General features: G+C 40.4%; 25 protein-coding genes, 1 pseudogene and 1 riboswitch. Of the genes and pseudogenes, 25 read left to right on the plus strand and 1 reads right to left on the minus strand.

What is annotated here, in order from left to right; all coding sequences use genetic code 11:
- From RCG21_RS13675 to thiE, 18 genes are all read left to right on the plus strand, one after another.
- A complete protein-coding gene (locus RCG21_RS13675) occupies positions 1-1,467 on the plus strand; it encodes an adenosylcobinamide amidohydrolase (RefSeq protein ID WP_133333519.1) in 1,467 nt (488 codons plus the stop codon).
- Positions 1,464-2,447, plus strand: coding sequence for an adenosylcobinamide-phosphate synthase CbiB (gene cbiB / locus RCG21_RS13680; RefSeq protein ID WP_133333765.1), 984 nt, complete (start codon positions 1,464-1,466; stop codon positions 2,445-2,447). Before RCG21_RS13675 ends, cbiB begins: the two co-directional genes overlap by 4 nt.
- Complete coding sequence (gene cobD / locus RCG21_RS13685; protein ID WP_308913273.1) at positions 2,404-3,492, plus strand: threonine-phosphate decarboxylase CobD; 1,089 nt, start codon at positions 2,404-2,406, stop codon at positions 3,490-3,492. Before cbiB ends, cobD begins: the two co-directional genes overlap by 44 nt.
- A complete protein-coding gene (locus RCG21_RS13690) occupies positions 3,462-4,037 on the plus strand; it encodes a bifunctional adenosylcobinamide kinase/adenosylcobinamide-phosphate guanylyltransferase (protein WP_133333517.1) in 576 nt (191 codons plus the stop codon). Before cobD ends, RCG21_RS13690 begins: the two co-directional genes overlap by 31 nt.
- Complete coding sequence (locus RCG21_RS13695; RefSeq protein WP_133333516.1) at positions 4,034-5,542, plus strand: cobyric acid synthase; 1,509 nt, start codon at positions 4,034-4,036, stop codon at positions 5,540-5,542. The genes RCG21_RS13690 and RCG21_RS13695 overlap by 4 nt, the downstream gene beginning before the upstream one ends.
- Complete coding sequence (cobS, locus tag RCG21_RS13700) at positions 5,539-6,318, plus strand: adenosylcobinamide-GDP ribazoletransferase (protein ID WP_133333515.1); 780 nt, start codon at positions 5,539-5,541, stop codon at positions 6,316-6,318. The genes RCG21_RS13695 and cobS overlap by 4 nt, the downstream gene beginning before the upstream one ends.
- Positions 6,276-6,887 (plus strand): histidine phosphatase family protein, encoded by a 612-nt coding sequence (locus RCG21_RS13705; RefSeq protein ID WP_133333514.1) that lies wholly within the window; start codon positions 6,276-6,278, stop codon positions 6,885-6,887. The genes cobS and RCG21_RS13705 overlap by 43 nt, the downstream gene beginning before the upstream one ends.
- Positions 6,839-7,285, plus strand: coding sequence for a bifunctional adenosylcobinamide kinase/adenosylcobinamide-phosphate guanylyltransferase (locus RCG21_RS13710; protein WP_133333513.1), 447 nt, complete (start codon positions 6,839-6,841; stop codon positions 7,283-7,285). The genes RCG21_RS13705 and RCG21_RS13710 overlap by 49 nt, the downstream gene beginning before the upstream one ends.
- 2 nt (positions 7,286-7,287) lie before the next feature.
- The gene (locus RCG21_RS13715; protein WP_133333512.1) at positions 7,288-7,872 is read left to right on the plus strand and encodes a cob(I)yrinic acid a,c-diamide adenosyltransferase; all 585 of its coding nucleotides are present in this window, start codon (positions 7,288-7,290) and stop codon (positions 7,870-7,872) included.
- Positions 7,862-8,365 carry an ECF transporter S component gene (locus RCG21_RS13720; protein ID WP_235824738.1) on the plus strand — a complete coding sequence of 168 codons (504 nt, stop codon included), beginning with the start codon at positions 7,862-7,864 and terminating at the stop codon, positions 8,363-8,365. Before RCG21_RS13715 ends, RCG21_RS13720 begins: the two co-directional genes overlap by 11 nt.
- The gene (locus RCG21_RS13725; RefSeq protein ID WP_133333511.1) at positions 8,362-9,078 is read left to right on the plus strand and encodes an ATP-binding protein; all 717 of its coding nucleotides are present in this window, start codon (positions 8,362-8,364) and stop codon (positions 9,076-9,078) included. The genes RCG21_RS13720 and RCG21_RS13725 overlap by 4 nt, the downstream gene beginning before the upstream one ends.
- Positions 9,079-9,132: 54 nt before the next feature.
- A riboswitch (TPP riboswitch) is annotated at positions 9,133-9,243 on the plus strand.
- Positions 9,244-9,317: 74 nt separating this feature from the next.
- The gene (locus RCG21_RS13730) at positions 9,318-10,652 is read left to right on the plus strand and encodes a solute carrier family 23 protein (protein ID WP_133333510.1); all 1,335 of its coding nucleotides are present in this window, start codon (positions 9,318-9,320) and stop codon (positions 10,650-10,652) included.
- On the plus strand, positions 10,621-11,739 hold the full coding sequence (locus tag RCG21_RS13735; protein ID WP_133333509.1) for a LuxE/PaaK family acyltransferase: 1,119 nt from the start codon (positions 10,621-10,623) through the stop codon (positions 11,737-11,739). Before RCG21_RS13730 ends, RCG21_RS13735 begins: the two co-directional genes overlap by 32 nt.
- Before the next feature lie 11 nt (positions 11,740-11,750).
- Entirely contained in the window at positions 11,751-13,217 is a 1,467-nt protein-coding gene (locus RCG21_RS13740; RefSeq protein WP_133333508.1) for an acyl-CoA reductase, read from the plus strand.
- 16 nt (positions 13,218-13,233) lie between these two features.
- Positions 13,234-14,001 carry a 3-oxoacyl-ACP reductase gene (locus tag RCG21_RS13745; protein ID WP_133333507.1) on the plus strand — a complete coding sequence of 256 codons (768 nt, stop codon included), beginning with the start codon at positions 13,234-13,236 and terminating at the stop codon, positions 13,999-14,001.
- Between the two features lie 19 nt (positions 14,002-14,020).
- Positions 14,021-14,839: a hydroxyethylthiazole kinase gene (gene thiM, locus RCG21_RS13750; protein WP_308913274.1), complete on the plus strand. Its 819-nt coding sequence runs from the start codon at positions 14,021-14,023 to the stop codon at positions 14,837-14,839.
- A 1-nt stretch (position 14,840) separates the two neighbouring features.
- A complete protein-coding gene (thiD, locus tag RCG21_RS13755; protein ID WP_133333505.1) occupies positions 14,841-15,665 on the plus strand; it encodes a bifunctional hydroxymethylpyrimidine kinase/phosphomethylpyrimidine kinase in 825 nt (274 codons plus the stop codon).
- On the plus strand, positions 15,649-16,314 hold the full coding sequence (gene thiE, locus RCG21_RS13760) for a thiamine phosphate synthase (protein WP_372512653.1): 666 nt from the start codon (positions 15,649-15,651) through the stop codon (positions 16,312-16,314). The genes thiD and thiE overlap by 17 nt, the downstream gene beginning before the upstream one ends.
- Positions 16,315-16,535: 221 nt before the next feature.
- On the opposite strand, the gene RCG21_RS13765 is transcribed toward thiE, so the two are convergent.
- Positions 16,536-18,638: a transglycosylase domain-containing protein gene (locus tag RCG21_RS13765; protein ID WP_308913275.1), complete on the minus strand. Its 2,103-nt coding sequence runs from the start codon at positions 18,636-18,638 to the stop codon at positions 16,536-16,538.
- 191 nt (positions 18,639-18,829) lie between these two features.
- Here RCG21_RS13765 and RCG21_RS13770 point away from each other — a divergent pair, with 191 nt between their 5' ends.
- From RCG21_RS13770 to RCG21_RS13800, 7 genes and pseudogenes are all read left to right on the plus strand, one after another.
- Positions 18,830-19,096, plus strand: a complete 267-nt coding sequence (locus RCG21_RS13770; protein ID WP_133333502.1) for a phage holin — start codon at positions 18,830-18,832, stop codon at positions 19,094-19,096.
- 193 nt (positions 19,097-19,289) lie between these two features.
- Positions 19,290-20,471: a hypothetical protein gene (locus RCG21_RS13775; RefSeq protein ID WP_308913276.1), complete on the plus strand. Its 1,182-nt coding sequence runs from the start codon at positions 19,290-19,292 to the stop codon at positions 20,469-20,471.
- Between the two features lie 62 nt (positions 20,472-20,533).
- Positions 20,534-21,523: a lysylphosphatidylglycerol synthase transmembrane domain-containing protein gene (locus RCG21_RS13780; protein ID WP_308913277.1), complete on the plus strand. Its 990-nt coding sequence runs from the start codon at positions 20,534-20,536 to the stop codon at positions 21,521-21,523.
- 2 nt (positions 21,524-21,525) lie between these two features.
- Positions 21,526-23,019, plus strand: a complete 1,494-nt coding sequence (locus tag RCG21_RS13785) for an alkaline phosphatase family protein (RefSeq protein WP_308913278.1) — start codon at positions 21,526-21,528, stop codon at positions 23,017-23,019.
- The gene (locus tag RCG21_RS13790) at positions 22,979-23,734 is read left to right on the plus strand and encodes a glycosyltransferase family 2 protein (RefSeq protein WP_133333498.1); all 756 of its coding nucleotides are present in this window, start codon (positions 22,979-22,981) and stop codon (positions 23,732-23,734) included. The genes RCG21_RS13785 and RCG21_RS13790 overlap by 41 nt, the downstream gene beginning before the upstream one ends.
- A gap of 98 nt (positions 23,735-23,832) precedes the next feature.
- A complete protein-coding gene (locus RCG21_RS13795) occupies positions 23,833-24,594 on the plus strand; it encodes a hypothetical protein (protein WP_133333497.1) in 762 nt (253 codons plus the stop codon).
- Positions 24,595-24,627: 33 nt separating this feature from the next.
- Positions 24,628-25,547 (plus strand): annotated as a pseudogene (locus tag RCG21_RS13800) (FTR1 family iron permease).
- The last annotated feature ends 48 nt before the right edge of the window (positions 25,548-25,595 follow it).

Below are 25,595 nucleotides of genomic sequence, written 5' to 3' on the forward strand. Positions count from 1 at the left end.
ATGCTTACCGTTAAACATGTTTCAGGTGGTTATGCAAGTGAAACCGTTCTTCAGGATGTTTCATTTGAAGTAGAAAAAGGTGAATTATATGGTATTTTAGGTCCAAATGGAAGTGGGAAAACAACTCTTTTAAAAATGTTAAGTGGAATCCTTCCCGTTCAACAAGGTGATATTTTAATTAATGGAAAAAGACTCATGGAGTATGGCTCAAAACAACTTGCGCAAATGATTGCCGTTCTTTCACAGCACTCTTCTGAGTCTTTTTCTTATACCGTCAAGGAAACAGTCTCACTAGGAAGATATGCACATCAAAAGGGCTGGTTTCAATCATGGTCAAAAGAAGATGAGATAATCGTCAGGCGGGTGATGGACCAGACGGGTATTTCCACATTTCAAAATAGAAATATTCAAGAGTTATCCGGTGGAGAAAAACAAAGGGTGTTTTTAGCTCAAGCCCTGGCCCAGGAACCAAAAATTCTTCTTTTAGATGAACCAACGAACCACTTGGATTTATCTTATCAAAAAGAATTACTTGATTTATTAAAACAGTGGACAAGGGAAACCGGTTTGACGGTTATTTCTATTTTTCATGATTTAAACCTTGCCGGTTTATATTGTGACCGCCTGCTCTTGCTCGAAAACGGCACAATCAATATCAATCATATTCCGAATGAAGTGCTAAGAGAAGAAAAGATAAGGGACGTATACCATACAGAAGTTCTAAAACATCCTCATCCGAAAGTAGCGGCACCGCAAATGTGCTTATTGCCAGAAGGGATTAAAAAAGATTCGATTAAAATTGTAGATGAATCAATGGTAGGCATTTCGTCTGAGTTTATCGTGCTGCGTACACCTGCACCATTACGGACAATGTCTTCAGGTGTGATTGGCTCAGGAACGGGATGGCACCAAAATTTTGTGAATCGTCATGTTGACAAAAGTTATAATTGCAGTGACCATCGCCTCGAAATGGCGACATTTTTAAAAGCGAATGGGTTTGAGCCATCTGAAACCGTGGGAATGATGACTGCTGTTATTTTAGAGGATTTGGTCTACCGTTCCTATGAAGAAAATGACTTTTCTATCTTTATCGTGGTAACTGCAGGTGTTGGAAATGCCATTGATGCTTCGAAAAGTGAACTGCACTCCTTTGAAAGAGTGCCCGGCACGATTAATACCTGGATTTTTGTTAATGGAGAGCTGACTGAAGAAGCATTTATTCAAAGTATCATGACGGCCACAGAGGCAAAAGTGAAGGCCATCCATGATTTACAGGTAATGGACAATGTTACGGGGACTATTGCGACAGGAACCTCGACGGACAGTATCTTAATTGCTGCGACCCAAACAGGATGCGTTCTGGAGTATGCCGGTACGATCACTCCGTTAGGAAAGCTGATTAGTAAAGCGGTATATCAATGTACGACCGAAGCGATTCAAAAATCACAAAAGAGGAAAAAATCGTGATTATCCATCATTTAATTTCAATTACCATTGCAATCATGATTGATTTGCTTATTGGCGATCCCCCCAATTGGCCCCATCCGGTTCGCTGGATTGGTTCACTAATTTCATCTTTTGAAAAGAATTGGAACCATGGTCAAGCGAAAAAAGCAAAAGGGGTATTGATGCTAATCTGTGTTTTACTTATTGTTTTTCTTTTGGTATTCATTATTATTTTTATAGGTTATCAGATTCACTTGTATGTGGGGATCTTTCTTGAAGCGATTATCATTTCGACAACCATTGCCCAAAAAAGCTTAAAGGAATCGGCTCTTGAAGTGTATCAACCATTGAAGGCTGGAGTGATAGTCGAAGCAAGGAAAAAATTATCCTATATTGTTGGCAGGGATACCGATTCCTTGAGTGAAGGGGAAATTGCCCGTGGAGCAATTGAAACTGTTGCTGAAAATACAAGTGACGGTGTTACAGCTCCATTATTTTGGGCGCTAATTGGCGGAGCTCCTCTTGCCATATTGTACCGGGCCACGAATACCTGCGATTCAATGGTTGGATATAAAAATGAACGGTACAGAGAGTTTGGCTGGGCATCTGCCAAATGGGATGATGTGATGAACTGGATCCCCAGCAGGTTGACAGGATTAATCATGCTTTTTGGAAATCAGCCAGAAAAAATGAAGTATCGTCATGCATGGAAAATCTTGTTCCGAGATGCAAAAAAACATCCAAGTCCTAACAGCGGCTGGGGAGAAGCGGCAGTTGCCGCGATTTTAGGGATTCAGCTTGGAGGAATAAATTATTATAAAGGAATGGTTTCAGACCGGGCAAAAATGGGAGAGCCGCTATTGCCGATAAAGGCAGAGCATATCCCAAAGGCGAATACGATTCTAGGGAAAACTGTTTTTTTATTTTTATTATTATTATGGGCAGGAGGGATCATCATTGAAATGGCCGTCACATGGATCCAATCCACGCTATTTGTATGAAGCAATGGGGCTTTCACTTCCAAAGGAATATGTGGATTTTAGTGCAAACATTAATCCTTTGGGACCACCTCCTTTGCTAAAAGAAAAATGGATGGCGTTTTATCAGGATATTCATGTATATCCAGATCCTTTTGCAAGTGGGTTGAAGGAAAGAATTGCAAAAAAGGAACAAATCCTGGATGAGTCTATTTTGATTGGAAATGGCGGTGCCGAGTTAATTGCTTTGGTTGCCCGAAGGTTCTCGGGTAAAAGGGTTGTCATCATTCAGCCCACTTTTTCAGAATATGAAAAAAACTGCCGGGTGAACCAATGTGAAATTGTCTATCATACATTGGAAGAGCCAGAATTTGAATTAAATGTTGCAGAGCTACAGTCTAGTCTGATTGGGGCTGATGCTTTATTTATCTGTAACCCAAACAATCCAACAGGGATTCAATACCCTGCTGCAAGCATCCATGCCATAATAGAGGCATGTAAAGAACAAAACTGTTCTGTCGTCTTAGATGAGGCATTCTATGACTTTCTCATAGATTATCATTCATTTCTACCCTACATAAATCAATATTCCAATTTAATCATCATTCGTTCCATGACCAAAATGTTTGCGATACCAGGAATTCGATTAGGGTATTTAGTAGCAGAACCTTCTGTAATTGAACAACTAAGTGAGCTGCAATCGCATTGGAGTACGAATACGATTGCCTTATTAACCGGTGAACTTTGTTTGCAAGAGGAATTGTTTATCAAAGAAACGCAGGATTATATTTTTCATGAACGGGAGAGACTATTAAATTTTTTCCAAAAACAAAACTTTGTGGTAACACCATCTGACGTTAATTTTTATTTATTAAGAGATCCATATATATTCGATCAATTTGAACTCTTTGAATTTCTCCTTCACAACGGGATGATTCCACGGCATACATTCAATTTTCCAGGACTGGAGGGAAAATGGCTTCGTTTTGCCATAAAGAGCAGTAAGGAGAATGACCGACTTCTGGAGGTGTTTACAAAGTGGCGGAAGCACCATCCCTTATCTTCATAACTGGCGGCGTTAGGAGCGGCAAAAGCAGTTTTGCTGAGAGAAAGGCACTGGAGATTGCTGTTGAAACTGGAGGAACCCCCATTTATTTCGCAACCGGGGTTGCTTCAGATACGGAAATGAAGGAGCGTATCAGCAAACATCAACTGGATCGTGAGGCAGGCAAATACAAGTGGAAAACCGTTGAACAATCCATAGATATTGGCAAGCGGGCAAAGGAAATGACGAAACAGGATATTGTGCTGCTTGATTGTGTAACGACACTCTTGAATAATGAGCTGTTTTCTACAGAAGAATCATGGGATTGTAGCTTTTTAGAAGTGGTCAAGGAAAGAATTCTCAATGGAATTACAGCGATTAACATTCAGGTGAAAACGTTGATAGTTGTTAGTAATGAAGTGGTGTACGAGTCATTATCCGAAAATGAGCTTGTCATGAAATATGGTAGATTGCTTGGATACATCCATCGTCAACTAGTAAAAGCTGCAGATGAAGCGTATTTGGTTGAAGCAGGTATCCCCATCTTAATGAAAGGAGTGAAACAATGAAAGGGGTTATGATCCAGGGAACAGCGTCAGATGTGGGTAAAAGCTTGGTTGTTACTGCTTTATGTCGAATACTATCGACTGAAGGTGTGAAGGTTGCACCGTTTAAATCACAAAATATGTCCAATAACTCTTATGTAACCATTGATGGGAAAGAGATTGGCAGGGCGCAGGGAATTCAGGCGGAAGCAGCTAGAACGGAGGCAACGGTTTGGATGAATCCAATCCTATTAAAACCACGTTCCCACCAGGACTCAGAAGTGGTCTACTTAGGCAAAGCGATTGAGACCTTTTCCGGGCGAGAATATAGGGAAAATTTTTATGAAAAAGGGTTGAATGTGATTAGAGAATCCTTTCAAATGCTGTCAAATCAGTTTGAAATGGTAGTGATCGAAGGAGCTGGCAGTCCGGTTGAAATAAATTTAAAGGATCGTGAGCTGGTCAATATGAAGGTGGCTGCTTTAGCGGATGTGCCGGTTGTGCTTGTTGCCGATATAGACCGTGGCGGTGTTTTTGCCAGTATTATCGGCACCCTTGAACTAATGGAACCAGACGAACGAAAAAGAGTAGCTGGTGTGATCATAAATAAATTCCGCGGGGATATTACTTTATTTGAAGATGGGGTTCGCTGGATTGAAGAAAAAACAGGGATTCCCGTGTTAGGGGTATTGCCCTATATCGAGCATCATATGATTGATGGGGAAGATTCATTGTCTATCGCTAATCAATTTTCAAATCAAAAAAGAGGGGATGTTGATGTTGTAGTCATCCAACTCCCTTTTATTTCAAATTACAGTGATTTAGAACCCTTTTTATTTGAAGATGATGTATCAATTCGCTGGGTAAAACATGTTGATGAATTTGGTGCGCCAGACGCGGTCATCATTCCGGGGACAAAAAGTACGATTCAAGATTTAAAGTTCATCAAAGATCAAGGGTTGGACGTGAAAATTAAAAATCATTTTAAAAACGGCGGGTTTACAGTTGGGATTTGCGGTGGATACCAAATTCTGGGTGATGAAATGATTGATGAAGCCGGCTCGGATACCGGAATCGTAAACAGTAGGTTACAGGGTATCGGGTTGATTCCGGGAAAAACCATTTTTTATAAAGAAAAGGAAACGATTAGAACAGTGGCGGCGTATCACGAAGATACGGGTTTTCCTGAAAAAATTCCATTGGAAGGATATGAAATTCATCTGGGAAAAACGGTGATCAAGCAAAAAGGATGTTCGTTTCTTAAATTGGAAGACGGAAAAGAAGAAGGCTATTTTCATTATAACGGCCAACTCATCGGAACGTATCTGCACCACCTTTTTCATAATGACGAATGGAGAAATCGCTGGTTAAACCTTATTCGGAAAAGGAAGGGGCTCGCGGTAAAAGAGATAAGGAATTTGCGAGATTATAAGGATCAAAGATATACCGCTCTTGCAGTAGAAATGAAAGCGCATCTAAAGTGGGACCTTCTAAAAGAAATAATCGAAAATTGGAGTTCTGGGGAATGATGTTTTTAAAAGGTTTTCTCATTGGCCTGCAGTTTTTTACTGCGGTCCCGATTCGACGTGAGCTGCCAATGGATTCGGAACATCTTGGTAAGACGGTACAGGCATTTCCACTTTTAGGGTTGTTCCAAGGGATCATCTATGCCAGTCTATTTTTTTTACTAAAAGAATGGACACCATTTTCCCACCTTGCCGCAGCCTTTTTACTTTGGCTGGCAACGATCCTTCTTACCGGCGGTATTCACCTTGACGGTTGGATGGATGCGAGCGATGCTTATTTTTCCTATGGCAATCAAGAAAAAAGGCTGGAAATTATGAAAGACCCGCGAACCGGAGCGTTTGGAGTACTCTCTGTTATTGTTTTATTAAGCTGCCGCTTTTTATTTATTTTTGAAATTACTGAATCTACTCCATATTTTCTGATTGCAGCGATTCCTTTTTTCAGCAAGAGTGTAATGGGGCTTTTGCTTGTAACGGTCCCATCATCCAGAAAAGAAGGGCTTGCAGCGATGTTTCAAACAGCGGTCTCTCTCAAATTGTTAATTATTTATCCTATCTTTATCATCATTTTTTTGGTCCTAGTGATTTTCTTAAATGAAAATATCATTCATGTCACAATCTTATTGTTGGCTGCTGGTGGATGTTATTTCCTTTGCCGCCGTAATGTGTCCAATTGGTTTGGCGGCATCACAGGTGATGTTTTGGGAGCCTCTGTAGAAGGGACGGAGTTAATCTTATGGATGACAGTGTGGTTATTGCATTATTTCGTCATGGCTTGACAGAAGCGAATAAACGAAAAGCTTATTTGGGGTGGACGGATTCACCAATATGTATAGGGGAAATCAAAGTTCCGGTTAAAAGTGTTTATGATGGTTATTTTTCCAGTGACCTAAAAAGATGCATAGAAACTGCAAAGATATTTTTTCCGAATACAAATCCCAAGCTTTTAAAAGAGTTACGAGAAATAAATTTTGGTGCTTGGGATGGAAAAACCTACGATGAATTGAAAGAAGATTCACGATATCAGAAATGGCTCTCAGATCCATTTCAGTATTATCCGCCAGATGGGGAATCGTTTCAGCAATTTCAGAAAAGGATTCAAGCTGGCTGGAGACAGATGGTAGATGAAATTCTTCTGAAAGACTTACAAAGCTGTGTGGTAATTACCCATGGTGGTGTCATTCGTCAACTCTTGACTAAGTATGCGCCAGAAAAGAAAGAATTTTGGGAGTGGCAATCTCCCCATCATCGAGGGTTCGAATTAACCACTAACCGGGAAGCGCTAAGGAGGGGAGAGCGGTGCACTTTGTTACAGGAGGTGCCTTTAATGGAAAAAGGGAATGGGTAAGAAAAACTTATCCGATTCAATCAATAGAACAATGGAAATCAGCCTATCAAAATGACCCATTTCCATTTGAACTTGAAGAACATCCTGAAGAATTGCTTGTTCTCGAAGGAATTGAAACATGGGTAAAGGCATTAATGAAAGAATATGAACCTGGCAAATTACGTGAAATATGGAAAGCCTGCTTAAACCATTGGACTTCTTGGGAGAAAGCTGAGAAAAATCGAAAACTAGTGGTAATTGGAACAGACATTACAAAAGGAATTGTTCCGATGGAGAAAGAGAACAGACTTTGGCGCGATTTGGCGGGATGGGCCAATCAGGACATCGCGGCAGTAGCGGACAAAGTCGACGTCATTTGGTATGGATTAAATCAAACCATAAAAGGTGGAGGAATGTAAGGATGAGAATTTATACAAGAACTGGTGATAAGGGAAAAACAAGTATCATTGGCGGCCGAGTCGATAAAGATGACACAAGGGTGGAAGCATATGGAACCGTTGATGAAGTCAATTGCTTTGTCGGTCAGGCAATTCAAGAGCTTGACCCGGAAATTTTCGCAGATGTATTAGCCGACCTTGAAACCATTCAGCACGAATTATTCGATTGCGGCGGAGATTTGGCCAATGTTTCAGACAAACGAGAAATGAAGCTGCAGAAAGAATCAATTGACTATTTGGAAAAGAAAATCGATGAGTATATTGAAGAGGCACCTGAGTTAGAAAGATTTATTTTACCGGGAGGGACAAAGCCAGCTGCCTCAATTCATATCGCAAGGACCGTGACAAGAAGAGCAGAACGCTTGGTGGTAAAACTAGTAAAAGCTGATTCGAAGTCTCCTGAGGTGGCACTGCAATACTTAAACCGACTGTCAGACTATTTCTTTGCCTTGGCAAGGGTCGTTAACAATCGGTTAAATGTAAAAGATGTGGAGTACGTTAGGAGCGCAAAAGTGTTCAGGGGCGGGAAACGTTCAGATGAAAAATAGCTTTGATGTAAAAATGCTAAGCTGGCTTGCCCTTTTCACCGCTTTATCTGTTGTCGGTGCTTCCATTAAAATACCTGCGTTTGTTGACAGTGTTGCCTTGGATGTTTTTCCGGCGCTCTTGGCAGCTGCTTTTCTTGGAGGAAGATTTGGCGCGATTGCCGCTGCCTTTGGACATTTATTGTCGGCCCTATTTGGCGGATTTCCACTTGGACCCATGCATATTTTAATAGCCGGAGAAATGGCCGTACTTGTTTGGATGTTCGGTGTCTTATATAAAAATAGAAGAATCGTTGCTGCCATTCTTTTTGTGTTAGGTAATGCATTTGCCGCACCTCTCCCGTTTATTTTTTTAATGAGTAAAAGTTTTTATTTGGCGATCGTTCCATCGTTACTGATCGGTTCAATCATCAACGTGGTGATTGGCCTAGTGTTAATTCCAAGGCTTTCCGGATTATTTAAGACAGCTGTCCAAAAAGAGGAGCCTAAACAATGAGGGATTTTGTTACGCTCACTTTAAATGAACGGGAATCACTCATTATTGCAAATGATAATAGCGGCGGTATTGGAATGAAGGATGACGATTTCGTAAAAGTGTCCTATGAAACGGTTGCCTATTATTCTTTTCGTGTTGCTGCTATGGAATGTTTGGCTGGTGGTGGAGAACCTTTTTCTGTGGTGCTTCAAAACTTTTGCGGCAATGAACCTTGGGAGGATCTTCTCAAGGGTGTTCAAAAGGGATTAAATGAACTTAATTTAAAGGAAGTTTCCATTACGGGAAGCACGGAAAGTAATTTTTCCTTAAAGCAATCAGCTCTCGGGATTATCGTAATTGGGAAAAAGGAAACAGATACAGTAATGGAAGTACCTTTTTCAGACACTTTAAGAGTTGCGATAATTGGGATGCCTCTTGTTGGAAATGAAGTGGTGGAACAACCGGATAACGTGGTACCATTGGCACTTTTCAAAGAAATTTGCAAATTGAAAGAGGTGGTTGTTTTACCAGTGGGATCAAAAGGAATCTTATATGAGTTGAATCAACTGTTTTTAAATATGGTTTTAGAAAAAGAAAATCTAATAACGGATGTAGATGTTTTTAAATCATCCGGTCCTTCCACTTGTTTTATTGCCGTCTATCCTAAAGGTCTTGAAGAAAAAATTAAGAGAGCATCAGGGGATTATTTCCACTCGTTGCATATAGAATTTTAAAATATTATTGTTGCTATTCACTTTAATAAGGTATAGGATAAAATTATTAAATTCATAAACTACTAGGGGTGCCCGGATGCAGGGCTGAGAGAAAAACAATTTGTTTTTTAACCCTTTGGACCTGATCTGGATCATACCAGCGTAGGAAAGTAGTGGAAAAAATTAATTTTTTCTATTGCCTATAAGTCAGGTCCTTTTATGGATCTGGCTTTTTTATTTTTTATAAAGGGGAGTACAGCATGAATGAGAAAGAAAGTATTGTAATAGGGGTAGAGGAAGAATTACCGCCAGTTAAAAGTTTTTTATATGGATTGCAGCATGTCTTTGTTTCAAATGTCTGGCTAGATCCAATTTTTGTCGCTGCGATGATTGGATTGCCGCTGTCCTTATCAGCCAATATTGTCAACGCCATTTTTATCTCTGCCGGACTGGTTACCTTGATACAAGCAACGAAGCTTGTCAGATTGCCGATTGTTCAAGGACCGTCCGCAGCCTTTGATTCCATCATGATTTCAGCAGGTAAAGCAAATGCGCTTGCGGCTGCAAGTGGCAGTATCTTTTTAAGTGCAATTATTGTTTTTCTATTATCCATTACCGGAATAATCGGAAAGCTAAAGGCTCTATTTACACCAGTTATTTCCGGAACCGTTATTTTTATCGTCGGAATTTCCTTATCAAGCTTTACATTATATGAATTTTTAGGCGGAACACCGGGAATGGACAGCTTTGCAAGCTCGAGTACGCTTGTCATGTCTATCCCAACTGCCTTGGTAGTTATTGTTTTATCTCTTTTCGGCCGCGGCATATGGAAGTCATTCTCCTTCCTTATTGCCCTGATTGTTGGGGATTTGATTGCCATTTGTATTGGGAAAACAAACTTTTCAATCATTAGTGAAAAAGGCTGGTTTGGCATGCCTCATTTTCTCCCCTACGGAGAATTCACCTTCCATTGGAGCTGGTTTTTGACTTTTTTTGTCGCTTACATTGTTGCGATTATCGAAGCAATGGGAGTTTATCAGGCATCCGCGGAAATGCTTGATATTGATTTGGATCGAAAAAGAATCCGAAACGGTTTTGCAGGTGAGTCCGCTGGTTCACTTATTTCCTCATTAATCGGAGGATTTCCTACTACTGCATATGCTCAAAATGTAGGATTACTAAGATTAACAGGTGTAGGGTCACGGAAACCGGTAATTGTAGCGGGAATCATCTTTTTAGTTCTTGGCTTTGTGCCAAAGGCTGGTGCCATCCTTGCACTGACACCGGATGCTGTTGTCGGCGGAATCTTTTTACCTGCGGCAGCAAGTTTAGTTTTTACCGGTATTTCGATTTTGGCAAAGGTGGAAAAGAACGAAACCAACTATATGATTATCGGACTTTCTATTCTTTTAGCGATTAGTTTGCCTACCTATTTTAAAGATGTAAAAGGAACTATCGGAACATTCCTTTCCAATAGTATTTTTATCGGGGCATTTTTCTCGATTATTCTTCAAGTTTTATTGGTCAATTTACCAAAATGGTTTAGAAAAGAGGCAGTAAAAAATGAGACCGGAGTCACAACAAATTACGAATGAAATTTTACAATTTATTCATCAGTATCCGGAAGGGCTTCCTCCAGAAGCAGAGACAAACTTTAATGAACTAGCAATAAAGTTATTTAATTTTCAATTTAAATTTAATCTGCCATACAAAAAGTTTTGCCAAACAAAGCGCAAAACCCCGTTAACGGTCAAGAATTGGAGGGATATTCCGGCCATTCCGCTTCAAGGATTTAAAGAAATGGTGTTATCCTCTGAATCTGTAGAGGATGCTGAGGCCGTTTTTATGACAAGCGGCACGACAAACCCGAATGCCAAGGGGAAAAACTATCACCCAACTCTGGCAGTTTGGGATGCTTCAATGAAGTGCCCATTTAAACATTTTGTCTTGCCTGATGTAGAAAAAATCACGATGTTTGTGCTATCACCGGCAGCGAATCTTAATCAAAATTCCTCGCTATCCAGATATTTAACAAATGCTGTCACCTTTTTTGGGACTGAAAATAGCCGTTTCTTTTTCAATGAAAAGGGACTGGATATGGAAGGGCTGACAAACGCTTTAAAGGAATCGGAGGAACGTGGAGAGCCGATTCTCCTGATAGGAGCAACGTTCGCTTATGTGCATGTTTTGGATTATTTAAAAGAAAAGAACGTCAGGTTCCAGCTAGGAAAGGGCAGCCGGATTTTTGATACAGGCGGTTTTAAAGGGCAGTCACGGGAAATAGAAATGGACCATTTATATTACATGTTCAAGGAGTATTTCCATGTCGATCGTACAATGTGCATCAATATGTATGGAATGACGGAATTAAGCTCGCAAATCTATGATCAAACTATTTTATCAAATTATTTAACTGGAACAACTGTATTCGATAAAACAGGACCTGCCTGGGTGAAAACCATTGTGCTGGATGCAAACACATTAGAGCCTGTAAGCAATGGCGTGGCAGGGGTAATTGCTCATTATGACCTAGCCAATTGGAATTCCTGCCAGGCAATCTTGACAGAGGATTTAGGTTATAGAACGGAGGAAGGCTTTGTTTTACTTGGAAGAGTAAAGGGGTCAGAAGCCAGAGGCTGCTCGATTGCAATTGACCAATTATTGCAGGCAAATGGAAAATGAGGGGATGACTTATGGTAGATGATAGAGTAGTAGAAATCCCAGTCTATAAGGTACCAAAGTCAATCCAGCTGACTGAATTTCGTGAGGAATTGTTCGAAACAGAAAAGGGTGTTTTTATTCTAAAATATCCGATTCTATCCGCTGGTAATATCACCAAGATTTCTCGGACTGTTCAGGAAAATAGGGATCGATATTTAGCTGTTCTCTCAATAAACGATATCGTAGCAAAAATTGACCAGGCCGTTCAGCAATGGCTAAATCCTGATTACCGGTTACGACAATTTGCGGAAATTCTAATACCTAGAATTACTGGATATGATTCGGAGATGGTACGGCTTGAATTAAAACGGTACATCAGAATGTTTCGCAAAAAAGAACTCCTGCGCTTCCTAGATGAAGAGTTTGACCAGCCAGCCATGCTCGATGAGTTTCGTCCAAGAAAAACAGGGGGGATGAGCAGAGCGTTTGGACCAAGGTCGATTTTTCATGTCTTCTCCGGAAACGTGCCGGGTGTACAAATCTGGAGTTTAATCATGGGGCTGCTGCTGAAATCCGCAAATATTGGAAAAACCTCAACGACGGAGCCGCTATTTCCTGTTTTGTTTGCTGAATCATTAGCAGAAGTGGACCCGCTATTAGCTGAATCCATTGCAATTCTTCCTTGGAAAGGCGGGACAAAGGAACTCGAGGAGCAGGCAATTGCAGCGGCGGAAGCGGTGATTGTTTATGGATCCAATACTACGGTAGAAACAGTACGTGAACTTGTGCCGTTTGGAAAGAAATTTTTATCCTATGGGCACAAAATTAGTCTGGCTTTGGTTGGCAAGGAGGCGCTCACTGCTGACCATTATTTTGAAACGATCCATAAGTTAGCAGAGGATGTTTCGGTTTTTGATCAGCAAAGCTGTTTATCTCCCCAATCGGTATTGGTGGAAGAGGGGGGCGCTGTCAGTCCGAAGCAATTCGCCCAAATGCTTGCAGCAGAATTAGAACGTTATCATAAAAAACGGCCGCGGGCCACGCTTACCGCTGAAGAAGCAATGTCCATTCAAAAGGTAAGAAATCACTATCATTTGGAGTCATTGTCAAGGGATGGCATCAGTGTCTTTGCAAGTCTAAATGCTTCAGCATGGACGGTGATTTATCATGCCGAAGCAGGAATGGAAGGGTCACCGTTGAATCGAACAATCCATGTGTTCAACTCACAAAGATTAGAGGATGATTTTGAAAAAATAGCACTATATCAAGACTATTTACAATCCTGCGGCCTTGCGGTATCACCTAATCGTCTTTTTCAAATCGCTGAATTACTAGGAACATTGGGTGTTAATCGTATCGCTCCAATTGGCGAAATGAATCGGGCGAAGCCGGGATGGCATCATGATGGCGGTTTTAACTTACTGGATTTAGTGAGGTTTACCGATATTGAACGAAACCTTGAACTGGATTTGGAACGGTTTGACCCGGATGTCGAGTAGAAGGAAGGTTAAAAGAATGATATTAAAAGATAAAATTATCTTGGTAACAGGGGCGAGCCGCGGGATTGGGGCAGCAGTTGCTAAGAAAGCAGCATCTGAAGGTGCGTTTGTGATTGTGAATTACTTGCGAAATGAACAGCTTGCAGGTCAGGTCGTTTCGGAGATAGAGGCAAATGGAGGCCAGGCAGCCCCGCTCCAAGCGGATGTCCGTGATGAAGTGCAGGTCGAGGAAATGATCAACCAAATCATTGACTCCTTTGGCGGAATTGATGTCGTGGTCAATAATGCCCTCAACCATTACACGTTTAACCCAAAAACACGAAAAACAGCTTGGGAACTGGAGTGGGCGGATTACGACCAGCAAATCGCAGGCAGTCTTCAAGGTGCCTTTCATATTTGTAAAGCGGCAATGCCTTATATGAAACAGCAAATGTCAGGCCGGATTATCAATATCGTCAGTAATTTAATTGATTTTCCGGTCGTCCCGTATCATGATTATTCAACAGCGAAAATGGCGCTGCTTGGGTACACAAGAAATCTTGCAAAGGAACTGGGTGCCTTTGGGATTACTGTTAATGCGGTTTCTCCTGGTCTTACATATCCAACTGATTCAAGTTCGGAGACAAAAGAGGATGTTCGGGAAATGATTATTGGTTTGACCCCAATGCACCGTCTTGCTATGCCGGAAGATATTGCAGGTGCTGTTCTATTTTTGGCATCTGATTGGGCTTCCTTTATTACCGGACAATGTATAAATGTCGATGGCGGATTAGTGATGAATTAATAGAAGGAGGAAATTTAATATGAATAAAGATTATATTAGCGCAACATTACAAAAGGTGAGAGAAAAAAACCCGTTGGTCCATAACATCACCAACGTAGTGGTAACGAATTTTACCGCAAATGGACTGTTGGCACTTGGTGCTTCACCAGTGATGGCTTATGCTCCTGAAGAAGTAGCGGATATGGCGAAACTAGCTGGAGCGCTTGTCTTAAATATTGGAACGTTAAACTCAGCAGAGGTTGAATCCATGATCATTGCAGGGAAATCTGCTAATGAATATGGCGTCCCTGTTATACTTGACCCGGTTGGAGCAGGGGCAACAGCTTTCCGCACGGAAACAGCAAAACGACTCATCAATGAGATTCGGATTTCCGTAATCCGTGGGAATGCCGCCGAAATCGCCAATGTTGCCGGTCTCGATTGGGAAATTAAAGGCGTTGACGCCGGTCAGTCAAATGGGGATTCAGTGGAATTGGCGATTCAAATAGCACAAAAATTAAAAACAGTTGTAGTCATTACTGGGAAGGATGACGTCATTTCTGACGGACAGCGCACCTTTATCGTTCATAATGGACATCCAATCCAAACTAAAGTGACTGGATCAGGTTGCCTATTAACCTCGGTGATTGGAGCTTTTGCAGCTGTTGAAAAGGATTTGGTATCAGCCTCCGTTTCAGCACTAGTCTTCTATGGATCTGCAGCTGAAATTGCAGCTGAAAAAACTGACGCTATGGGACCAGGCAGTTTTCAAATTGAATTTTTAAATCAGCTCTATCAAGTTTCAAGGGCAGAAATTGAGAAATATGGTCATTTTACTCAGGCAGTAGGGAGCGAATAGGATGGATGTCAGAAAAGCATTAACGATTGCAGGCTCTGATTCTGGCGGCGGTGCTGGAATCCAGGCCGATTTAAAAACGTTTCAAGAGCTAGGTGTTTTCGGAATGTCTGCTCTAACGGCAGTTACGGCACAAAATACATTGGGTGTGCAAGCAGTTTATCCGATGACAAAAGAAGCAGTGGCGGCACAAATTGACTCCATAGGAGCTGACATGGGGACTAATGCTGTTAAAACAGGGATGCTTTTTAGTTCAGAAATTATTTGTGCGGTTTCTGAAAAAATTAGTCAAAATCAGTGGGAAAAAGTTATTGTTGATCCGGTGATGATTGCAAAAGGCGGCGCATCCTTGCTTCAAATGGAAGCCATTGAAGCTTTGAAAAAATATCTTTTACCATTGGCATGGGTGGTAACCCCAAATATTCCTGAAGCCGAGGTGTTAACAGGAATGACGATTACTACTATTGATGATCGAAAAGAAGCAGCAGAACGAATCATCGAATTTGGGGCAAAGCATGTAGTGATAAAAGGCGGCCATGATGAGAAACTCGAAGATGCTGTTGACCTTCTCTATGATGGAACCGAATTTTACTATTTTAATAGTAAGCGGATTTTAACAAGAAACACCCACGGTACAGGCTGCACTTTTTCAGCGGCGATTACGGCAGAAGTAGCGAAAGGTTCCAATGTTTATGAGGCTGTTGCAACTGCCAAAGAATTTATTCAAGCGGCAATCGAAGCAGATTTGTTCATTGGTACCGGCCATGGGCCAACGAACCATTGGGCGTACAACCGAAAGAGGGGCATTTTAAATGGAACGAATGAATAAGGAATTGATCCAGGCAGCTTTAAAAGTTTACTTTATTATGGGGAGTAATAATTGTAATAAAGATCCTGAAACGGTGTTGGAAGAAGCGATTGCTGGAGGAATTACCTTGTTTCAATTTCGAGAAAAAGGAAAAGATGCTCTTGATGGAGCAGCAAAATATGATCTTGCAAGAAGGCTCCAGCAAATTTGCCGGATGAACGGAATTCCTTTCATTGTCAATGATGATGTTGGGTTGGCGCTAGAATTAGATGCTGATGGTATACATATTGGGCAGGACGATGAACCGGTTGAAACCATTCGTGAAAGGATTGGTAATAAGATTCTGGGGGTTTCTGCTCACACGCTTGAGGAAGCCGAGGTAGCTGTCAGGTGCGGAGCTGATTATCTTGGAATTGGTCCGATTTTTCCAACCAGTACCAAAGAGGATGCGAAAGCGGTACAGGGCACATTGTTAATTGAAAAACTGAGGGCCAACGGTTTTACAATTCCGTTGGTTGGGATTGGCGGCATCAATGCTGGTAATGCTTATGGTGTAATGGAAGCAGGGGCTGACGGGGTGTCTGTTATTACAGCGATTAGCATAGCCGGGGATATAACTGAGGCTTCAAGACAATTATGGTTTGCGGTTGTTGGGGATAAAAATAGGTAAATGATGTTCGCCTGGTCCCTGACGGGGTTGATAGTGCCCGTGGGAAGGAAAAAAGAGAGCGTCCGGGCGTTGATATAGGTTGTTAGTGCCCGCAAAGATAAAATAAGTGAAGCTGTAGGCACTTTTGAAGCGCACAACAAGGATCATATACTTACTTGTTTTTGATAAGACCATAAAATAATAAATGGCCCCCAGCCACTGGGCTGGGGGCTTTTACCATTCTATTGTACAGCTCCGCGAACCTTTTGGATCAAAGAATCCACCGCTCCGCCAACTTTATAAAGAACCTTATCCAGATTCTCCTTCCAAACAGGGGCATTTTCCTTAATTGTTTTGCCGATCTTTTCGGCATTCGCATTTAATTCCTTTTTAATTGCTTCAGCCTTTTGCTGCATTTCCTGCTTTGATTGGGTTTTTCCAGCAAGCTGATCATTCACCGAGACCACATCAAAATTCTCCCGTGGAACATAGGGTAGGGAAGATCGCATGATCTCCTTGAAAATCGGTACAACTTGGACTGAACTTGCGCCCGTCAAATAATGCTGCCTGTCCGTTTGGTCAAATCCAATCCAGATCGCTCCGACAAGATTTGGAGTATAGCCGACCATCCACTGAGCCTTTGTGCCCGAAACACCACTAAAAGGAAGCTGAGTAGAACCTGTCTTTCCGGCTATTTGAACACCCGGAATATGAGCAAGCTTTCCTGTTCCTGATTCCACAACATTTAACAACATAGAAGTCATCTGATTTGTAACCTTTTTAGACGTTACTTTTGTTGCTTCTGACTTATGTTCCACAATGACATTCCCCGTTGGACCGACAATTTTCGTAATCAGATGGCTGTCATACCGCTTCCCGCCATTTGGAAACGTTGAATATGCATCAGCCATTTGCAGAGGGGAAACTCCTTTACTCATTCCCCCAAGCGCGATTGCTAAGTTTTTATCTGCTTTCTGGACAGGGATACCGAAACGGTTTAAGGAATTAAGACCTTTATTAAGACCGATTTGATCCAATAGCCAAACGGTCGGAATATTCAAGGACTCCTCGAGAGCTTTATACATCGGAACCTTCCCGCTATAGGTTCTAGAGAAATTCTCCGGTTTATATTTGCCAAATGAAATCGGCTTGTCTACCAGTTCTGAGGAATAATCATATCCCTCTTCAAGTGCAGGCGTATAAACCGCTAGCGGCTTAATCGATGAACCAGGCTGAGCATTTAATTGCGTTGCTCGGTTAAAGCCGCGAAATACATGCTCACCTCGTCCGCCCACAAGAGCCCGCACTCCTCCTGAGGCAGGATCCATTAATACAGACCCACTTTGTGATAATTTGCCACCCATACTTCTTGGGAACAAATAATCCTTACTATAAACATTCTCCAAACCTGTCTGCAAATTCTGATCCATTTCGGTATAAATCCGATAACCGCGTGTCAAAATTTCATCCTGCGTCAAGCCATAACGATAAATTGCCTCATTTAAAACCGCATCAACATAGTAAGGGTATTTCCGGTCAACAAAGCTTCCACCGCCATTATCAAGCACAATTTTTTCATTTATTGCCTGTTTGTATTGTGAAGCGGTAATGAATTTTAGTTCTTTCATTTTCGCTAAAACCACATTGCGGCGTTTTACGGCCTCATCATAATTTTTATAAGGGTCAAGGTAGTCCGGAGCATGTAGCAATCCGGCCAAGAGAGCCGCCTCACTAATGGATACATCCTTGATGTCCTTATTAAAATACTTCTTTGCCGCATTTCCAATCCCCCATGCACCGCTGCCAAAGTAGACCTGATTCAAATACATTTGCAAAATTTCATTTTTGGTATAAACCTTTTCGATTTTAACGGCTAAAAATAATTCCTCAGCCTTCCGCTTGTAGGTCCGTTCTGGCGAGAGCAAAGCGTTTTTAGCAAGCTGCTGGGTTAAGGTACTTCCACCTGCCGTAACTCTTCCAGAAAATAAATTTCCAAAAAACGCTCGGGCAATCCCTCTGACATCGAAGCCGCCATGCTGATAAAAGCGCTCGTCCTCAATCGCAACAACAGCATTCGGAACATATTTGGGAATTTCTTCAATGTTCACGCCTTTTGTCCGATTTGTTAATACATTCGTTGCCACTTTGCCATTTTTATCATAAATAACAGTTGGCTGGTTTAACCCCTGTTTTAACGATTCCACATTTGCTCTTATCGCAATCCAACCAAAATAAAGAATCGTAAATAAAACAACGACCAATAAAATTAATAAAAAAATTTGAGTAAGATGCCTCTTTTTCCAAAAAGATACGATTGTTTCCCAATAGGGTTGCAATTTTTCCATTTTATCTCCTAACTTTCAAAGGAATTTTGCTTTTTTCATTATAAGTTTTCTTGTTGAAAAAGACCAATAATACGGTAAATTTTCTAGAAATATACCCATTTTTTTTAGAACCAGTTTTTTTGGACAACCATTTATGTCATAAGCATATGTTATAGAAAAGAGAGGTTACAACATATGAAGGGAGTAGGAGCATGATTAACTGGAAAGTTCGCTTAAAAAACAAACATTGGGTGCTTGCCTTTGTTTCACAAGTGATGATCGTTCTACAAATGATTTTGTCTGGATTAAATATGTTGGGTTTAATCCATTTTGAATTGACACAAGCAGTTCAGAGTTCAGTATTAACCTTTATTAATGCAATTTTTGTCATTCTTTCTATGCTTGGTCTCGTTCAAGATCCAACCACAAAGGGATATGGAGATAGTGACCGTGCCTTAAATTATAAAGACCCAAATTAAAAAGAATATTATATGAAAGAAAACGTCCAAACTTCCAATTGATTATTAGTATGGACGTTTTTATTTGTGTCTAATTTGTAACAATTAAAAAAACTTCGTTGACACTGATAATCATTCTCTATTATAATGATAAATGTAAATGATAATCATTATCAAATATAAAAATAAGCTACATACGGGGGAGAAAAGCAAAATGGCAATGAAATTTAAAGTGTTTGCAGCAATGGCCGCATTATCACTGGTACTAGGAGCTTGTGGCAAAGCAGAAGAGAGTGCAAATAAATCAAAGGTTGAAAGCAATCAAAATTCAGAAGTAGAGAAAAACGAATCTGCTGAGAAAGAAAAAGTAGAATATGCAGATGTTTTTACAGAAGCAGTGACAGAGCTAGAGAAAGCCAAGGAAGGCAAAAAGGTTGATTTTGATAAAGTAACAAAATTATATAACAACAATTTGAAAGAATTAGTTCAAAATAGAGATGCAGAATTTGAAGATACTGTTGATGAAAAAATCACGGCTGCATTAACAGCTGGCAAAGACGGATCATTGGACCCGGTTGTGGTAAAACAGGTTTTTGATAAGCTTATGCAAAAGGTATTTTATACATCAATTAAGCATGATTTTACTGAAGTAGCTGATAAATGGGGCAAAACTGAAGAAGTTAACCACGAAATTGAGGAGGCAAAAGAATATTATGCAATTCTAAAAACTACAGTTGAAAAACGTGATGCTGCTTATGGTACCAATCTTGTAAGTGCAATTGATGGCGGTTTTAACGAAATCGAAACAGCTGTTAAAAACAAAGATGAATTAGGCTTTAATCTTGGTAAGCAAGTAGTGGACAAAACCTTAATGAAGACCTTCTACTTAGCAACTGGTGCACTACCAAACGGCTATGCTACAAAAGCGGCAAATGAAGCGAAGAAAGATGAAAAAGCAGCAAAAGTAGAACAAGCTGAAGGCTGGGCATTCTTCCAATCTGTATACTCATACCTAAACAAACATGCTGCTGATGAGACAGCATTTATTGAAAAACAATTTAATTTAGAATCGAATGTTTTGGAGCTTGACCCAGCTGCAGTAAATAAAGCATTTGTTCGCGGATTTGCGAAAATTGCTATCAGTGAGTACGGTGAAAGCAAGGAATTACTTGGTAAAGATGATAAAGCGGTAGTAACAGGTTTAGAGGGTGCATTATTTATCGACATCATTGGTGAAGATATCAAAACCTTGCTTGGTGAGGATGCCTACAAGAACCTGAACGAGAAAGCACATAAATATGTTGAAACCGCAAAAGCAAAAGATAAAGCTGCTGGCGAGGCGCAATTGAAGGACCTGATCTCCACTCTGAATACAATCGTAGAAAAAGCGAAATAATTTAGTGGAAAAACCTTGTAACAATTGCAAGGTTTTTCCTGTTTTTAGGGAATAGTATACATATGGAGCGGATGGAAGTGTATGAGGGTAAATCAAGCAAAGTGGCAAAGAAGTCAAGAAGGAATAAAGCTTGGGTACGAACAGGCGGATTTTTACTAATTATCGTCTTTGTTTTTCTCTCTGTCCGTTATTTTCATGCAGAGCAATTTTGGAAGGAAACGAGGAAGTTTTTTGTCGATAACCCACTAATTCTTCTGATTGTAACTATATGTTATTTTTTATCATTTTGTCTGCGTGCCGAAGCATGGAGAATTTACTTAGGGAAAAAAGTTAGATATTTTAGCTGTCTTCAGGGGCTTCTCTTTAGTTTATTCATTAACCATATTACTCCGATTAAGGCAGGGGATGCTGTAAGGATTGGCGTCCTGTCCTGGAGGGAAAAGCATATTTCAACTTCGATATCTGCTCATTCGGTAGTGGTGTTAAGAGTATTAGATATGTTAATTTTACTGCTATTTTCATTCATGGGACTCTTGGCTTTTTCACGAGGTATTCTGTTTAAATCATCCATTGTTTTACTAATAGCTGCTTTTGTTTTCATCATCCTTGCAATATGGTTCTTGAGGAGATACCTCCCAAAACTTTTCAAAAAGCATCTACATCTATTAAAAAATAGTTTTCAGGCTAAAAATTTTCTGCCTATCTTCACACTTACAGTTTTGAGCTGGGCTCTTGAAGGTGTAGTTGTTTTTGGAGTGACCTCATCAATTGGCCAGCATCTTGGCCCATTTAAAGCCATCTGGGTAAACTCCATAACAGTTGGGGGACAGGTTTTTCAAATTACCCCTGGGGGAATTTCTACATACGAATCAGTGATGACAGCAGCATTAACCAGTTTTCATTATCCGGTAAGAGAAGGGTATATGGTTGCATTAATTAGTCACAGCTATAAATTTATCTTTTCTTATTTTGCAGGGATCATGCTGCTTTTGATATCCCCTGCTGTAAAAATGCAACAAATTAAAGCGTTACTACGTTTGAGGAGAGGTTAAGGATGAAAAAAGCATCAAAATTTGAAAAGGTTGCGGCAAGATGCTGGAACCTCTTAAATGAAGGAAAGCCGTTTACCCCCATTTTTACTGTGGGAACAATGATTCTATACATAATCTTTAGAATTGGTGAAGCACCTAATCCGGTTGATGTTTTTGCTGGTTTTCTTGGTATTGTGCCGCTATTAATTATTTATTACTTGTTTGACTTTCCATTGTTCCTTCGAAATTATCTCTGGATTCCATACATTGCTTATTTAATGATTTGGAATCAAGTAAACCTTGGATTGCTGTTGTTTGCAATTGGTCTCTATTTCTTCTTTACCGTTTTTTTCTGGGGAACCTTTTACTATCATTTACGAATCGGCACCTCCTGGCTGAATTTCACCCGGTTTTGGAAGCTAGTTTTAAAAAATAGTGACTCTACAAGTGGAAATGCTCAAGAACAGCTGCCAAAGTTCCTTCTATTATTATCGTTATGGAATTTTGGTACTGCAAGCACCGGATGGACTGGTAAGGAATTATCTATGTTGGCAATTTTTTATGCGGGAATTCTTTTATTTGCCTGGATTCTACATAAAAACCTATTTGATTGGAAACCGAAAGTAATTCCCACCTATACCGATAATGTTGACGTGCCGGGTAACGCTGTAAATGAGAAAGTCATCGTGATGGTCATCGATGGAATGCGGAAGGAACGTTTTGAAGAAGCACATACACCTTTCCTTGATTATTTGCGAAAAAATGGTACAGAGTATACTAGAATGGAAACGGTATACCCTGCAAGAACCGTTGTTTGTTTCTCTTCCATGTTCACGGGCACCTACCCGTTTGAACATGGTATCAAATCGAATATGGTATGGAAGCTTGGTTTAAAAGTTGAAAGTATTTTTGATTCTTTACGAAAAATCGGGAAAAAGGGATCATTGCTGGGGATTGCCCATCTTGTCGATTCCTTTGGCAGCGATGTCGAAACCGTTACCGCTGTGATGCACAATGATGTTGCCGACCGCAATATTATTGAACGGGCAAAAAAAATTATGGATGAACAAGACCCAGATTTACAAATTGTTCAATTAATAGGAACCGATCAAACGGGACATAGCCGAGGAGTCCTTTATGATGACTATATCGAAAAAATCCAGGAAGCAGATGCACTGGTAAAGGAATATTTTGAATGGCTTCAAGAAAAAGGAAAGCTTGAAAACTATACATTCGTCGTTTGTGCTGACCACGGCCAAGCGGATGGAATCGGCGGTCACGGACATTTGGACGAAGGGGAAAGGTATGTCCCATTTTTCATGTATGGGCACTCGATTAAGAAGGGGAGACGAGTGGAGGAAAAACATAGTTTAGTATCACTCGCTTCAACGATTTCTTATTTATTGGGAGCTCCTTACCCGGACCATGCCCGTGGTCCTGTATTAATTGATGCAATCAGGAAGGATGTAGAGTTGAATGAAACAGAAGAAAATTATCGTATTCCTTCCAGCCTATAATGAGGAAGCTTCGATTGCAGAAGTGATTCAAAAAATACCAAGGAAGTTTCATCAGAATATCAACATTGAGGTTTTAGTCATTAATGATGGTTCAAATGATAACACCGTAGAGGTGGCGAGAATTGCGGGGGCAGACTATATTCACAGCTTTACGATCAATCAGGGATTGGGAGCTGCTGTCCGAAAAGGGTTGGAGCTATGTGTTTTTCATGGGGCTGACATCGGGGTGATGATTGATGCTGATAACGAATATCCAGCCGATCAAATCCCGGAGCTGGTCGAACCAATTTTTAATGGGTCAGCTGATTATGTAATGGGATCTCGTTTTCTTGGAACCATTAAAGGGATGAAATGGAATCGCAGGTTAGGAAACTATTGTTTCACCGTGCTTCAGGCACTACTATTAAGAAAATGGATTTACGATGGCCAATCCGGTATGCGGGCTTTTTCAAGAAATGCCATGAAGGAAGCGGAAATCATTCATGATTATAACTATGCCCAGGTTGTGACGCTTAATCTGATTCGAAAGGGATTCCGAATGAAGGAAATCCCCATTCGTTATCAGGTCCGAAATACAGGGGAGTCGTTTATCAAATTTAAAAAGTATATGACTTCGGTTTTGCCAGCCATTTTAAAAGAAATGAGAAGGCCGGTTAAAAAAATAAATAAAAACCAACAAGTTGAGATGGTACAGGTAAGCGAAAAAGTACAATAAGTAAATCACTATGTGATAAATATGTGAAAATTATGAAGGTTACATTGACAACGACGATGATAATCATTATCATTAAGAGTGTAGGAGGGAACGTTTGGATGAAAAGATTTTCCGTTTTTATATTTTGTTTTGTACTGTTGATCACATGCCTACCGCAGAGGGGGGTATACGCCTATTCATATGGTGATCCCAATGAGGAAAAGGTTGCAGAAGTTTATAAACAAATGTTAGTTAAACTGGATGAGAACCCTCCCAATTTTACTTCTGCTAAAAAACTTTACGAAACAGTTAAAGAAGAAGTCGATATGCATATGGGTCCTGAGCCATCTAAGTTGATATTGGCGAACCTCGATGATCAGGATAAAAAAGCAGCGATAAGGAATATGAAAAAGTTACTCGTGTTAAATATTGCAAGACGGCTTGAGAGTATTGAAAAGAATTTTTCTGAATATGACACAACGAAAAGGCTTCTTGCCAAAGCTCATGCTACATATGATGCCCTCTCCCCAACAGTAGAGGCTGAGCATCCAGAAAATGACAAGAAAATACGAAAAGACTTTGATCAGGCACTAGAAGCATTAGGAAATCCGGGCTTATTTGGAGTAGGAAAAAAGGAAGCAAGTCTTGATTCCTTTAAAAAAAATAAAAAAGATATTTTAAATACCTTAAAAACAGAATTTAAAATAAAAAGTTTAGAAGTGGGACATTTTGCCGAAAGCGCAACAGAACAAGAATCAGCAGCAGCTAAAAAAGATTGGACGGATATTTCCAATATTCGCAATTGGATTCCAATTATCTTAATTGTTGCGGTTTTAATTGTTGTCATCGTTACTGTAATGAGAAGAAGAAAACAAAGATAGAAGAGAATATCGCAAGTTGGAGGAGAATCGGCAATGGAGATACAGTCACTGTTAATTACATTCCGTGAAGTATTAGAGGCTCTGTTAATCGTAGGGATTATTACTACGTATTTGAGCAGGGTAAACCAAAAGAAATATGTAAAATTTGTATGGCTCGGTGCAGGTCTTGCTGTGTTGGCCAGTGTCGGAGTAGCGCTTCTTTTCCAGATCGTATTTACCGGATTTGCTGCAATGGGAAGCGAAATGTATTTGAAAATAGGGATTATGCTTGTCTCGACTGTGCTTTTAACGCAAATGGTCTTTTGGATGGCGAGCCATAGCCGAAACTTAAAAGGCAACATGGAAGGTAAAATGAATCAATTTATCTCAACAGGGAATGTGGTTGGAATGGTGGTTCACTCCTTTCTCGTAGTTCTTCGTGAAGGTGTTGAAACCGTATTCTTCTTTGCTGCGATTACGGGGGGAATATTGGTGCCGCCATGCAGGGCTGGGGTGCCATCACTGGTGTTGTGATTGCCGCGATTGTATCGTATTTCTTCTTCAAGGGAACGATGAGAGTACCACTTAGTACCTTCTTTAAATTTACTGGCGGTTTCATTATTCTAATCTCAGCTGGTTTGCTCGTTCAAGCGATTTCAATGATGCAGGATTTAAATATCATTGGCAGTGTAATGCCCCATGTGTATGATTTGACGTGGCTATTGCCGGAGCACCCAATTGATGCGAGTCACTACCTTCGTGATACCGGTCATGCACCGCTCTTATCTGGGGATGTAGGTGTTTTCTTGAAGGCGTTATTTGGCTATTCCTCTATGCCTTCGATTGAGGAAGTAATTGCGTACATCGGATATTTTGCAGCAATCTATCTGCTGACTTCTTCGAAATCGGTTAAATCGGTCAAAAAGAATGAGGATGCTGAAAAAGCTAAAATTCTAAAACCGCAAGCTAAATAAGATTGATTATAAAAGTACAAGGCTGTTAGCCTTGTACTTTTTCATGGA

Source organism: Bacillus salipaludis, assembly GCF_030938565.1.
Taxonomy (GTDB): Bacteria; Bacillota; Bacilli; order Bacillales; family Cytobacillaceae; genus Neobacillus; species Neobacillus salipaludis_A.

Excerpts from the sequence above, each read along its gene's own strand:
- RCG21_RS13765 (WP_308913275.1), bottom strand. The coding sequence starts at position 18,638 with ATGGAAAAATTGCAACCCTATTGGGAAACAATCGTATCTTTTTGGAAA.
- thiD (WP_133333505.1), top strand. The coding sequence starts at position 14,841 with ATGGATGTCAGAAAAGCATTAACGATTGCAGGCTCTGATTCTGGCGGC.
- RCG21_RS13675 (WP_133333519.1), top strand. The coding sequence starts at position 1 with ATGCTTACCGTTAAACATGTTTCAGGTGGTTATGCAAGTGAAACCGTT.
- RCG21_RS13785 (WP_308913278.1), top strand. The coding sequence starts at position 21,526 with ATGAAAAAAGCATCAAAATTTGAAAAGGTTGCGGCAAGATGCTGGAAC.
- RCG21_RS13770 (WP_133333502.1), top strand. The coding sequence starts at position 18,830 with ATGATTAACTGGAAAGTTCGCTTAAAAAACAAACATTGGGTGCTTGCC.
- RCG21_RS13745 (WP_133333507.1), top strand. The coding sequence starts at position 13,234 with ATGATATTAAAAGATAAAATTATCTTGGTAACAGGGGCGAGCCGCGGG.
- RCG21_RS13790 (WP_133333498.1), top strand. The coding sequence starts at position 22,979 with ATGAAACAGAAGAAAATTATCGTATTCCTTCCAGCCTATAATGAGGAA.
- RCG21_RS13695 (WP_133333516.1), top strand. The coding sequence starts at position 4,034 with ATGAAAGGGGTTATGATCCAGGGAACAGCGTCAGATGTGGGTAAAAGC.
- RCG21_RS13705 (WP_133333514.1), top strand. The coding sequence starts at position 6,276 with ATGGATGACAGTGTGGTTATTGCATTATTTCGTCATGGCTTGACAGAA.
- thiE (WP_372512653.1), top strand. The coding sequence starts at position 15,649 with ATGGAACGAATGAATAAGGAATTGATCCAGGCAGCTTTAAAAGTTTAC.
- thiM (WP_308913274.1), top strand. The coding sequence starts at position 14,021 with ATGAATAAAGATTATATTAGCGCAACATTACAAAAGGTGAGAGAAAAA.
- RCG21_RS13730 (WP_133333510.1), top strand. The coding sequence starts at position 9,318 with ATGAATGAGAAAGAAAGTATTGTAATAGGGGTAGAGGAAGAATTACCG.
- RCG21_RS13775 (WP_308913276.1), top strand. The coding sequence starts at position 19,290 with ATGGCAATGAAATTTAAAGTGTTTGCAGCAATGGCCGCATTATCACTG.
- RCG21_RS13735 (WP_133333509.1), top strand. The coding sequence starts at position 10,621 with ATGAGACCGGAGTCACAACAAATTACGAATGAAATTTTACAATTTATT.
- RCG21_RS13725 (WP_133333511.1), top strand. The coding sequence starts at position 8,362 with ATGAGGGATTTTGTTACGCTCACTTTAAATGAACGGGAATCACTCATT.
- RCG21_RS13715 (WP_133333512.1), top strand. The coding sequence starts at position 7,288 with ATGAGAATTTATACAAGAACTGGTGATAAGGGAAAAACAAGTATCATT.
- RCG21_RS13740 (WP_133333508.1), top strand. The coding sequence starts at position 11,751 with ATGGTAGATGATAGAGTAGTAGAAATCCCAGTCTATAAGGTACCAAAG.
- RCG21_RS13795 (WP_133333497.1), top strand. The coding sequence starts at position 23,833 with ATGAAAAGATTTTCCGTTTTTATATTTTGTTTTGTACTGTTGATCACA.
- cobS (WP_133333515.1), top strand. The coding sequence starts at position 5,539 with ATGATGTTTTTAAAAGGTTTTCTCATTGGCCTGCAGTTTTTTACTGCG.
- RCG21_RS13720 (WP_235824738.1), top strand. The coding sequence starts at position 7,862 with ATGAAAAATAGCTTTGATGTAAAAATGCTAAGCTGGCTTGCCCTTTTC.
- RCG21_RS13780 (WP_308913277.1), top strand. The coding sequence starts at position 20,534 with ATGGAGCGGATGGAAGTGTATGAGGGTAAATCAAGCAAAGTGGCAAAG.